The following is an 11,965-nucleotide window of genomic DNA, read 5'->3' as shown; positions in this document are numbered from 1 at the left end:
CTGGCTAGTTCCCTGCTGACCCGGAGTGAACCTGCATGGCTTCCTCGAGCGCCTCCAGCAGGGAATCAGCAGATGCGTCCCACGAGTAGGTGCCGGCCTGGAGCAACCCGGCCTCGGAGACTCGCCGCCAGGTATCGGCGTCGGAAAGGGATTGGACGGCTGCGGTGAAGTCGGCGGGTTCATCCGGATCCGCGTAGAGCGCGGCCGTCCCGCCCACCTCGCGGAAAATGGGGGTGTCGGCGGCAATGACCGGTGTTCCAAGTGCCATGGCTTCGATGACTGGAAGCCCGTAGCCTTCCGCGCGGGAGAGCGTAACCAGAGCGGTTGCCCTGGTGAGGAGGGCTTCGTACTCTTCGTCGCTCACACCGTTATGGAAAACCACTGAGGCTCCCGTTGGAACCAGTGCCTGTAGTTCCTGCTGCCGGTCCTCTGTGATCCGGCTGAGCAGGTGCAGCGTGTACTCGGAAAGGCCCGCCATGCCGGCAAGGAGGGTCTCCACGTTCTTGTAGGGCATGAAAGAGCCCATGTAGAGCAGGGTCTTCTCCGGCGTCGTCGTTGTGTCCCTCGGCTCAACGCCCTTCTGTGGTGCGTTGCCGACGATGCGCACCGGCCGCCGGGTGAGCCTATGCCGCTCCATCAGCGAGCGCGTGGTGCTGGAGATGGTCGCGACGACGTCGGCACGGTTCAGCAGGAGACGCTGCGGCCAGTACGCGAGGTGGTAAAGCCGCCAGAGTACCCGGACGGGAAGGGGGAGGAAGCCCGGCGGGGTGGGGTTCTGATAGTAGATGAGGTCGTGGAGCGTGAGCACCAGGGGATAGCGGCGCCCGAAGGAGCCCATGGTCTGCATCGGGCAGAAGACGACGTCGGGCCGCAGGCGGTTGATGTGAAAGGCCACAAAGAGCTCGCGGGGGGACAACGGGCTGTTGATCAGCACGTGTGGGACGTCCGGGAGGAGCGCGAGCTGCCGGCGGTCGTGGATGAGCATGACGACGTCGGCCTTGCGGGAGAGTGCCTCGATGAGGCTTGCGCCGTACCGGCTGATTCCGTCGTGGTGGTCCAACCGGGTGAACCGCGCGTCGATGAGGACTTTCATGGTGTGTCAGGTTCCATTCGAGTGCGTGTGGCCTTCTCTTCGATGAACTCTGCGATCATGCGCGCCGCGGTGTCGGGTGTCTCGTAGTGGATGAGGTGGCCCACATCGGGGATGATCTGCAGGGTGGAGCCGGGGATCAGTGCAGCCAGCTCGCGTTGCGTGGCGACAGAGCCGAGGTCGTCCTTCTCGGCGGCGATGAGCAGCACGGGAAGCGAGAGGTCCGGCGCGGCGTCACGGACTGTTCCACTGATCGAGGCGGTAAAGGCCTGCAGGACGACGTCGCGCGATGCGAAGTCGCTGAAGTAGGCAGCGTGCTGTCCATGGATCCAGCGGCGAAGGGGACGGTCCTTCGTTTTGGCCATGAGCTCGCTCATAGCCCGAACTATTGCTGGGTTGCGTAGGAGCGCCCGGCCCGCAGGCTCAGGGAGCGCGGCTCCGAGGCGGTAGTAGAGTTCGGCGAGCCGCGTCGCCAGCCTGCTGGTTCCTTCGAGGGCGGGTGCGCTGATCGGGTTGATCAGGACAAGCGAGTTGAAAATACCCGGAGCATCGGCGGCCGCCCGGCTCGCGATGATCGAACCGAATGAGTGTCCTACCAGAACCGTCTCCGGGCCCAGTCCCAGCTCCCGCACACTGTCGAGGACAAAGCTTGCGTAGGTGCCGACGTCGTGCGTTGTGGGAAGTGCCTCGGACTGTCCAAAGCCCGGCAGATCCGGTGTGATGATCCGGTACTCCGGCAGTGCTTCCACGATCCGCAGCAGTCCGTGGTGGTCGCCGCGGAAGCCGTGCACCATGAACACGGTGGGGGAGCCGGCCCTGGGCGCGATGGCTTCAAACTCCCAGAACCGCTGGAGGGTGCCGCGGTAGCGGAGGATTCGCACGCTCGCTGTACGCACCAGCGACACCACGTCAGTTCACCAGATCCGGGTGGGAGCCGAACCGCGTGTCGGAGTCCAGCTGGGCAATGGCCCGCAGGTCGACGTCGTCGAGAATGAAATTGCCGATGTTGAGGTTCTCCTCGATACGATCCTGGCTGCTTGCTTTGGCTACCGCGGTGACTCCACTTTGCAGGTGCCACCTCAGAATGACCTGCGCCGGGGATCTGTGGTGCTTGGCGGCGATGTGCGTGATTGTCGGATTGGTGAGTACCTTCCCCCGCCCGAGCGGACTCCACGCCTGGGTGATGATCCCATGCTCAGCGTTGAATGCGCGCAGGCTGTGTTGCTGGAGCAATGGGTGAAGCTCCACCTGGTTCAGGGCAGGGATTACTTCCGCATCGGCGAGGAGCCGTTCGAGATGGTGGCGCTGGAAGTTGGACACCCCGATCGCACGCACGCGGCCGCTGTGGTACAGCTCTTCGAGGGCGCGCCATGACTCCACATAGAGGTCCGTGCCGGGGCATGGCCAGTGGATGAGGTAAAGGTCGAGGTAGTCAAGGCCCAGGCGGCGCAGGGTCTCGTCGAAGGCTTCCATCGTGTTCGCGTACCCGTGGCGGTCATTCCAGAGCTTCGAGGTAACGAGGATGTCGCCGCGGTCCAGCTGGCCGGAGTTCGCGGCGTCGTTGACCGCACGCCCCACGCCTTCCTCATTCCCATACAGCGCGGCGGTGTCGAGCAGTCGGTATCCGGCCTCGATCGCGAGGGTGCAAAGACCATGCGCGTCTGGCTCTGGCACCTTGTACAGTCCGTAGCCCAGCCGGTCCATGAGGACGCCGTTGGACAGGGACACAGTGTCCGGTTTATGCATGTATCGACTCTACCGAGCAAGCTCTCAGTTCTCGCGCACCAGTGTGCGGGCAGAGCGTTCGTCGAGAATCAGGTCGGTGGCCAGACCCGCTGCGAGAGCGCCGCGCAGCCCGTTAATCTTGCTCTCGCCCGAGACAACGCAGATGCGCCTGCGTACCTGCGCCAGCAGATGCAGTTCGGGGCCGGTACTTCGTTCATTGAGGACAATGTCGCTGTGGCTGCCGTCTCCGCGGAAGAACACCGTGGCAACATCCCCGACAACCCGGCTTCGGGCAAGAATCTCGAGGTCAGCCTCGTCGAGGTAGCCACCGGAGTAGACGTGGCTGGGAATACCGGCACCGACGGAACCGACACCGAAGATGGCCATGGTCATCCGGCGCTGGAGATCCAGGATCCGCTTGACGCTCCGCTCGGCCCACATGGCGGTCTTCGTCTCAGCATGGTCGAAGAACGCCGGTACCGGGAATTGTTCAACCCGCGCTCCGTACGCCGCGCCGAACCGCCTCAGGATCTCGCTCGCGTAGGTGATGCCGGTGGTTTGGGTGTTTCCGGCGCCGTTGAGCTGCACGATTGTGCTGTCGTGGGTTGTCTTGCGCGTCAGGTGATGGCTCACAGCACTGATCGTGGAACCCCAGGCGACGCCGATGATCGCGTTGGAGTCCACCAGCGGGCCGATGGTTCGGGCGGCCTGGATCGCAACGCGGTCGAGCACGTCGGAGTCACTCACCAGGTCAGTAACCGGTACTACGTGGGCCTCGACGCCGTAGCGATCGCTGATTTCCCGTTCCAGCGCGGGCGCCCGGTCGAGGGGGTTGTTGATCTGGATCTGCACCAGTCCGGTCTCACGCGCCATGGACAGCAGGCGGGAGACGGTGGACCGGGAGGTGCGCAGTTCGCGGGCGATGGCGTTCATCGTCAGATCCTGCAGGTAGTACATTTGCGCTGCCCTGAGCGCGTCCCGGTTGCGTGCCGCAGCGGGCTCCGCGGGTTTGGGCCCCGTGCGTTCGAAAGAGTTATTCAGGGGCATGACCACAGCTTCTCCCAACGTTCACGTGCACGTTTGTGCATTGGCATTGACGATTATTCCCAACCCTTCGAAGAATAGGGTCTTAGAAGATGTTTCCGCCAGCACCACGAATACCGCCATACGCCAAGGAGTACCGCAACCCGTGAGTCAGCAAAGCCAGCAGCGCGACATTCGCCCCGCTGTTCGACAGCTCAAGGAAACACCCCGCACTTCGGTGCTCATCATCGGGGGAGGCATCAACGGCGTCGGAACGTTCCGCGACCTTTCCCTGCAGGGTGTCGACGTCACGCTGGTCGAACGCGGCGACTACTGCCAGGGCGCTTCCGGAGCCTCCTCGCACATGATCCACGGCGGCATCCGCTACCTGGAAAACGGCGAGTTCCGGCTGGTCCGCGAGTCCGTGATCGAGCGCAACGCCCTGTTGAAACTTGCGCCGCACTACGTCCGCCCCTTGCAGACAACCATCCCTGTCTTCAGTACCTTTTCCGGAATCCTCAGCGCGCCCCTGCGTTTCCTCACCCACCGCTCCGGAGCGCCCCGCGAGCGCGGTGCCGTGCTCATCAAAGCCGGGCTTACGCTGTACGACGCCTTCTCCCGCGCAGGGGGATCAGTGCCCCGCCACAAGTTCGTCGGTCGGAAGGCCTCGTTGAACCAACTGCCGAAGCTCCGGCAGGACGTCAAGTACACAGCAACGTACTTCGATGCATCGGTTCACAATCCCGAGCGCCTGACGCTTGACGTGCTTCGCGACGGACTGGCCGCCAACCCGGACTCCCGCGCAGTGAACTACGTCAGCGCAGTGGGGTACGACGACGACGGCGTCATCCTGCGTGACGAACTGAGTGGTGACGAATTCACCGTTCAGGCCGACGTCGTCGTGAATGCCACGGGAGCGTGGGTCGACGGCACCAATGGCGCCCTCGGTGAACGCAGCACATTCATGGGTGGGACAAAAGGTTCGCACATCGTCCTGGACCATCCCGAACTCCTAGCAGCGTGCGCCGGGCGTGAAATCTTCTTCGAGCACTCTGACGGGCGCATCGTGCTCATCTATCCGATGGGCCAGCGGATTCTCGTGGGAACCACTGACATCGACACCACCATGGACACTCCTGCCGTGTGCACTGACGCAGAGATCGACTACTTCTTCGAGCTGATCCAGCACGTCTTCCCAGACATCTCCGTGAATCACGAGCAGATTGTCTACAGTTTCTCCGGCGTACGGCCGCTGCCACGCCACGATGACACTCAGCCCGGGTTCGTGTCCAGGGACTACCGCATAGAGAAGAGCTCCACGGCAGGAGTGCCTGTCCTCAGCCTGGTGGGCGGCAAATGGACCACGTTCCGCGCACTGTCCGAACACCTGGCCAACGACGTGCTCGCCGCGCTGCAGCGCGAACGGACGGTGTCAACCTCGTCCCTTCCCATCGGAGGGGGCCAAGGCTTCCCGGACACGCCGCGCGACGTGGCCCAGTGGATTGAGGCCAACCATGCGGGCGTTCCAATCCAGCGGATGAGCACCCTGCTGGGCAGGTACGGCACCCGCGCCGCAGCTGTCGCCGAGTTCATCGCCCGCGGCGAGGATGCGCAGCTTCACTCAACCCCGGAACTTTCCACCCGCGAGCTCAGATACATGGTCGAGCACGAACAGGTTGAGCACATCCTGGATGTGCTCATCCGACGGACGTCCCTCGCCTTCAACGGCCTGGTCAGCGCGGAGCTGATCGAGGAACTCGCCGACACCCTTGCCCCGCTATTAGGGTGGACCGACTCCGAGCGGCGCCGGGAAGTTTCCGACACCCACACGGTGCTGCAGGAACAGCACCGCGTGAGCATTCAAAGCCTGGTTGCATGAACAGTGCAACCACCTTGGGCGCTCTACCAGCGCCAAAGGAACCAACGGCAGCAGTTGCCGGGGGAGTATCGCGGTGCCGCGACCATCACGGCACCGGGGCTCTAAACGCCCACAGATAAATCGATAAGGGAGTCAAAGATGTCTCTGGAAGTATTCGTCGCCGAAATGTTCGGCACGTTCATGCTGCTGTTGTTGGGCACCGGCGTCGTTGCCAACGTTGCCCTGGCCGGAACGAAGGGCAACAACGGCGGGTTTCTGATGGTGAACTTCGGTTGGGGCCTCGCGGTCTTCGCCGGTGTTTATGTAGCTGCCCTTTCCGGCGCGCACCTGAACTTCGCCGTGACGATGGGCCTAGTGGTCAACGGGGACGTCGCGGAGCTTGCACCGGGGGTCGACAAGAATCTCCTCAACGTGCTCGTCTACTTCGCTGCCCAAATGATCGGCTCCATCCTGGGCGCCGTGGCCTGCTGGCTCGCCTACAAGCAGCACTTCGACGCTGAGCCGGATCCAGCCAACAAGCTTGGGGTGTTCTCCACCGGTCCCGCAATCCGGTCAAGCGCCTGGAACCTTGTCACCGAGATCATCGGCACGTTTGTCCTGGTTTTCGTCATTCTCTCCTTCGCCGGCACACCGACGGAAATCGGACCACTCGCCGTCGCCCTGCTCGTGGTCGGTATCGGTGCCTCACTGGGCGGACCCACCGGCTATGCCATCAACCCGAACCGTGATCTGGGCCCACGCATCGCGCACGCTCTCCTTCCCATCAAGGGCAAGGGCAGCAGTGATTGGAGCTACGCCTGGGTACCGGTGGTAGGGCCCATCCTCGGCGGCATGCTTGGTGGGCTCGCCGCCATGCTCATCACTTTCCCCGCAGCCTGATACCCGCTTCACCTTTCAGCCACACCCACTCAACGAGGAGCAGCAATGCCGCAGTACGTAATTGCCATTGACCAGGGCACCACCTCCAGCCGTGCAATAGTCTTCGACCACCAGGGAAACATCGTCTCCTCTGGCCAGAAAGAGCATGAGCAGATCTTCCCGAAAGCAGGCTGGGTCGAGCACAACCCGACAGAAATCTGGGACAACACGCGCGAAGTCATTGGAAACGCCCTTTCCAAGGCCAACCTGACCCGACACGACATCGCCGCCGTCGGAATAACCAACCAGCGGGAAACCGCCGTGGTCTGGGACAAGAACACGGGCCAGCCGGTCTACAACGCGATCGTATGGCAGGACACCCGCACCCAGCCGATCGTGGACGAGCTTGCCGCCGACGGAGGAGTGGAGCGCTTCAAGCAGCAGGTGGGCCTGCCGCTCGCCACCTACTTCTCGGGAACCAAGATCAAGTGGATCCTCGACAACGTCGACGGTGCCCGCGCCAAAGCCGAAGCCGGCGACCTGCTCTTCGGCAACACGGATTCCTGGGTGACCTGGAACCTCACCGGCGGTACCGACGGCGGCGTTCACATCACCGACGTCACCAACGCTTCACGCACCCTGTTCATGGACCTGGAGACCCTCAGCTGGGATTCGGCAATTCTTGCAACCTTCGGGGTGCCCGAGTCAATGATGCCCGCCATCAAATCCTCTTCCGAGGTGTACGGCGCCGTGCACAGCTCCCAGTTGTTGCGTGAAGTGCCGGTTGCCGGCATCCTCGGGGACCAGCAGGCTGCCACCTTCGGCCAGGCAGCGTTCGAGAAGGGCGGCGCCAAGAACACCTACGGCACCGGCAACTTCATGATCGTCAACACCGGTGAGGAGATCGTTCACTCCAAGAACGGCCTGCTGACCACCGTTTGCTACAAGCTCGGGGACGCCAAACCCGTCTATGCCCTGGAAGGCTCGATCGCAGTCACCGGTTCACTCGTTCAGTGGCTGCGCGACAACCTGGGCATCATCAAGAGCGCCCCTGAGGTCGAGGAGCTTGCCAAAACGGTTGAGGACAACGGCGGCGTCTACATCGTGCCCGCGTTCTCAGGCCTGTTTGCGCCCTACTGGCGATCGGATGCGCGCGGTGCCATCGTCGGATTGACCCGCTTCGTCAACAAGGGCCACATCGCGCGGGCCGCCCTGGAAGCCACCGCCTTCCAGACCCGCGAAGTGCTCGATGCCGCCAACGCGGACTCCGGCGTCAACATGGAAGATTTGAGGGTCGACGGCGGAATGGTTGCCAACGACGCCCTCATGCAGTTCCAGTCGGACATCCTCGGCATCCCTGTCATCCGGCCCAAGGTGACCGAGACAACTGCCCTCGGAGCGGCCTACGCAGCCGGCCTCGCCGTCGGGTTCTGGAAGGACACAGACGAGCTGGCCACCAACTGGTCCGAGGACAAGCGCTGGACGCCGACAATGGACGACGCCGAGCGGGAGCGTCAGCTGCGCAACTGGAAGAAGGCCGTCACCAAGACCTTCGATTGGGTTGACGAGGACGTTCAGTAGTAGTCAATTCCGTAGTACATAAAGGAAGGCGGGCGCTCTTGGCGCCCGCCTTCTGCATGTCCAGTTCTCTTCGTTAGCGGAGGACAACTCCGGAGATGTTGTCCGGGTTGCCGAACCGGTGGGCCGTAATGCTGACCGCCTGCTCATGGAGGAACGGCAGCAGCTCGATCCTGCCCGCTTCCGTGACCGGACCGGCATAGATGGCGACGTCCGGGTTCCCGTCGGTCGCTTCGCACAGTGCTGTGTAACCACCGCCGATGAGGCGGACCCTGCCGAGATGAGCCGATGGCGCCGCAGCCAACCACTCGCCGTCGTTCTCCACCCGGTGCTTCACACCATTCGCTGACAGTGCTGCCGCGAGCGCCGACGACAGCGGTTCCGGCGTCGACACCTCAATGCCGGCCCCGGCACGAAGCCCGGCGGCCACCACCCGGATGAATTCGCTCAACTCGCCACCCTCGTTCAGGCGGACCGTCACAGACCCCGGCACGTAACGGAACTCATTACGCTCCACACCAAGGGCAGAAACATCCGCATGGACGCCGAAGGTCCCCACCCAATGACGCTGGTCATCCGCGGCAGAACGCGCCAGGAACCCTGCTTCCTGTACGTCGGCCGCGTGCAGAAGCTGCCGGACTGGCCCGCACAGCGGCGCGTGGACGTTACCCGGGTGCAGCTCGTCACGCTCCCAGCTGCCCAGGTGAACGAGGTAGTTCGGTCCGCCCGCCTTCGCGCCGGGTCCAACCGCCGAGCGCTTCCATCCACCGAAAGGCTGACGCCGCACGATCGCCCCGGTGATACCACGGTTCACGTACAGGTTGCCCGCCTCGACGGTATCCAGCCACTGGGTTACCTCATCCGGGTTCATCGAGTGGATGCCAGCGGTGAGCCCGTAGGCACTGGCGTTCTGCCATTGGATGGCCTGTTCCAGACTTTCAGCGTGCATGATTCCAAGAACCGGACCGAAGAACTCGGTCAGGTGGAAGTAGCTGCCCGGTTTCACGCCCGCGCGCACGCCGGGGCTCCACAGCCGGCCGGTCTCGTCGAGCTGGCGCGGTTCCACGAGCCAGGACTCGCCGTCGCCGAGTGTGGTCAGGGCGTCCTTCAGCTTGCCCTCTGCGGGCTCGATGATCGGCCCCATTTCGGTTTCCGGACCCTCGGGATAACCGACCTTCAGCGATGCGGCGGCGTCAACGAGCTGGTTCCGGAAACGGTCGGAGGTTGCTGCTGAGCCCACGAGGATGGCAAGTGAAGCCGCTGAACACTTCTGCCCGGCATGCCCGAAGGCCGATTTCACGACGTCGGCGGCAGCAAAGTCCAGATCCGAGCTCGGTGTGACAATGAGCGCGTTCTTCCCGCTGGTTTCAGCGAGCAGGGGCAGGTCATTGCGCCAGGACCGGAAGAGCTTGGCTGTGTCGTAGGCGCCGGTCAGGATGACGCGGTCGACGTCGGGGTGTGAGATGAGATGCTGGCCAACCGGGCCCTCGGCAACGTCCGCGAACATGAGCACGTCCCGCGGAACTCCTCCGTCCCACAGGGCTTCGACCATGACTGCGGCACACCGTTTGGCCTGCGGCGCGGGTTTGAGGATGACAGCGCTTCCGGCCGCCAGGGGTGCCAGTGCGGAGCCAGCCGCGATTGCGACCGGGAAGTTCCACGGTGGAGTCGCGACGGTCAGCTGTGCCGGGACGAACCGCGCACCTTCCACCGCGTCGAGTTCCTCGGCGAGGAGCGCGTAGTAGTTCGCAAAGTCGATCGCTTCCGAGATCTCCGGGTCGGACTCTGCAACGGTCTTGCCGGTCTCGCTTGCTGACACCTCGACCAGTTCGCTGCGGCGCGAGGCAAGCATTGCGGCCGCGTTGCGGAGGACCTTCGCTCGTTCGGCGCCTGGGAGCGCCCCCCAGGCACCCTGCGCGGTGCGCGCCGCCCGGACGGCGGAGTCGACGTCGTCGTTCGTTTCCAGCTGTGACGATTCCACGAGGGAGACACCGAGGGTGGACCCGGGGATCCGTTCGAGGATGCCGGAGGCCCACTCGCGGATCGTCGGGAGCGAGGGGTCGGAATCGGACTGGTTCTGGAACTGGCCAGGGGCCGAAGCGGTGAAGCGGTCGGGGGCCTGGTTGCGGTTGGGCGGGGGTACGTCGCCGTCGAGCTCGTTGAGGGAAGCCAGGAAGCGGTTCTTCTCCCGCTCGAAGAGCTGCTCGCTCTTGGTGAGCTCGAAGACCGCGCTCATGAAGTTTTCCTGGCTCGCGTTCTCCTCGAGCCGCCGGATCAGGTAGCTGATGGCGACGTCGAACTGTTGGGGCTTCACCACTGGCGTGTACAGCAGGAGCGAACCAACGTCTTTGCGAACCTCTGCGGCCTGGTCCTCGGCCATTCCCAGGAGCATTTCGAACTCGATACGGTCTTCAACGCCGCGGGCTACAGATAGGGTGCGGGCCAGGGCGATGTCGAAGAGGTTGTGCCCTGCCACGCCGAGGCGCACAGCGTCAGCGTTCTCCGGACGGAGCGCCCAGTCCAGGCACCGCTTGTAGTTAGTGTCGCTTGCCTGCTTGCTCGGCAGCGTGGCAGGCGCCCAGTGGTGCATCGCCGCGTCCACCAGTTCCATGGCGAGGTTGGCGCCCTTCACGAGGCGCACCTTGATCGCCGAGCCGCCGGACGCTCGCCGCTGCTGCGCCCACACAGTCAGGTCCTGGAGGGCACCCAGCGCGTCAGGCAGGTAGGCCTGCAAAACAATTCCCGCCTCAAGGTCGCGCAACCCTGGATTCTCGAGGATGCGTTTGAACACAGCGACCGTGAGGTCCAGATCGTGGTACTCCTCCATGTCCAGGTTGATGAACTTGGGTGCGGGCGAGGAGGCCGCGAGCGTGTGGAGCGGCAGGAGCCGCTCGGCCACACGCTCCACAGTCCCGTCAAAGTCCCACAGGTTCAGGGTGCTGACCACGGAGGAAACCTTGATGGACACGTAATCCACGTCATCGCGCGCCAGCAGTTCGCGGGTGCCAGCCAGCCGGGCATCAGCTTCCTTGTCGCCGAGCACGGCCTCGCCAAGGAGGTTGATATTCAGCCGGACACCTTCGCCACGGAGGGCCTTGATCGCCTTGCCCAGCTGGGCGGGACGGGCATCGACGATGAGGTGGCCGACCATTTCGCGCAGCACACGTTGCGCAACCGGCACCACCAGCCACGGGAGTCTTGGCGCCATGACGCCGCCGAGGCGCACGGCCGTCCGCATATACCACGGGAGGAACGACGGCGTCTTCCGTGCCAGCAGGGCGAGGTTGCGTGCCGCTACGGCTGGGTCCTCGGGCCGGATCACCCGGTCCACGAATCCGATGGTGAAGTCCAGGCCGGCCTGGTCCTTCAGCACCTCCGCCAGCAACTGGGCTGATTTCCCGCCGCGGGTCGGGGCAGCCGCCGGGGCGTGTGAAGGATCATCGAGGTGCAGCCAGCGCCGCACCAGGGCTATTGCGTCCTCGCCAAGCGACTGGGGCGATGGATCCAGGGTGGGGATGGTATGTGTCATGGTCTCGTCTACCTAACGACGACGGGCCAGCGACGGTCTGGGATGTCCAGGAGATAGGTGGCTGGCTGACCGGCCGCGGGCGCACTCCGCCTCGGCAATCTTGCGCGGGATAACACATATTCCGCTCAATGAGAATTATGGTAACCCCTGCTGAGGCCCGTCGGGACCAGGATGCGCTATTGTGGGTCCATGAGTGCGCAACTGCTTCTTACCTAGCCGCGCTTTCCTGCGCGGCTGCCCCTCGAAATATCGAGGGGCTTTTGTGTGTCTGGGCCCGGATGCC

The 11,965-nt window shown here is 63.9% G+C and carries 8 protein-coding genes; 3 read left to right on the top strand and 5 right to left on the bottom strand.

Annotated elements, in window-relative coordinates; translation table 11 throughout:
• Positions 1–4: 4 nt before the first annotated feature.
• From ACWA1U_RS12805 to ACWA1U_RS12790, 4 genes are read right to left on the bottom strand one after another with little or no spacing between them, the layout of a single operon-like run.
• Entirely contained in the window at positions 5–1,093 is a 1,089-nt protein-coding gene (locus tag ACWA1U_RS12805) for a glycosyltransferase family 4 protein (RefSeq protein ID WP_463722558.1), read from the bottom strand.
• Positions 1,090–1,986 carry an alpha/beta fold hydrolase gene (locus ACWA1U_RS12800; RefSeq protein WP_463722557.1) on the bottom strand — a complete coding sequence of 299 codons (897 nt, stop codon included), beginning with the start codon at positions 1,984–1,986 and terminating at the stop codon, positions 1,090–1,092. The genes ACWA1U_RS12805 and ACWA1U_RS12800 overlap by 4 nt, the downstream gene beginning before the upstream one ends.
• A gap of 13 nt (positions 1,987–1,999) precedes the next feature.
• Positions 2,000–2,836 carry an aldo/keto reductase gene (locus ACWA1U_RS12795; RefSeq protein ID WP_463722556.1) on the bottom strand — a complete coding sequence of 279 codons (837 nt, stop codon included), beginning with the start codon at positions 2,834–2,836 and terminating at the stop codon, positions 2,000–2,002.
• 24 nt (positions 2,837–2,860) lie between these two features.
• Positions 2,861–3,862: a sugar-binding transcriptional regulator gene (locus ACWA1U_RS12790; protein ID WP_463722555.1), complete on the bottom strand. Its 1,002-nt coding sequence runs from the start codon at positions 3,860–3,862 to the stop codon at positions 2,861–2,863.
• A gap of 142 nt (positions 3,863–4,004) precedes the next feature.
• Here ACWA1U_RS12790 and ACWA1U_RS12785 point away from each other — a divergent pair, with 142 nt between their 5' ends.
• The 3 genes from ACWA1U_RS12785 to glpK all read left to right on the top strand — a co-directional run bounded on the left by ACWA1U_RS12785 (position 4,005) and on the right by glpK (position 8,156).
• Positions 4,005–5,717: a glycerol-3-phosphate dehydrogenase/oxidase gene (locus ACWA1U_RS12785; RefSeq protein ID WP_463722554.1), complete on the top strand. Its 1,713-nt coding sequence runs from the start codon at positions 4,005–4,007 to the stop codon at positions 5,715–5,717.
• Between the two features lie 138 nt (positions 5,718–5,855).
• On the top strand, positions 5,856–6,596 hold the full coding sequence (locus tag ACWA1U_RS12780; RefSeq protein ID WP_463722553.1) for an MIP/aquaporin family protein: 741 nt from the start codon (positions 5,856–5,858) through the stop codon (positions 6,594–6,596).
• Positions 6,597–6,641: 45 nt separating this feature from the next.
• Complete coding sequence (gene glpK, locus ACWA1U_RS12775) at positions 6,642–8,156, top strand: glycerol kinase GlpK (protein ID WP_463722552.1); 1,515 nt, start codon at positions 6,642–6,644, stop codon at positions 8,154–8,156.
• Positions 8,157–8,229: 73 nt separating this feature from the next.
• Here glpK and ACWA1U_RS12770 read toward each other — a convergent pair whose 3' ends face one another.
• A complete protein-coding gene (locus ACWA1U_RS12770; RefSeq protein ID WP_463722551.1) occupies positions 8,230–11,682 on the bottom strand; it encodes a bifunctional proline dehydrogenase/L-glutamate gamma-semialdehyde dehydrogenase in 3,453 nt (1,150 codons plus the stop codon).
• Positions 11,683–11,965 lie beyond the last annotated feature (283 nt).

Source organism: Arthrobacter sp. TRD_SC_6, assembly GCF_055361185.1.
Note: the sequence above shows the minus strand (reverse complement) of the source record. Positions and strands in the feature narration are given on the sequence as shown.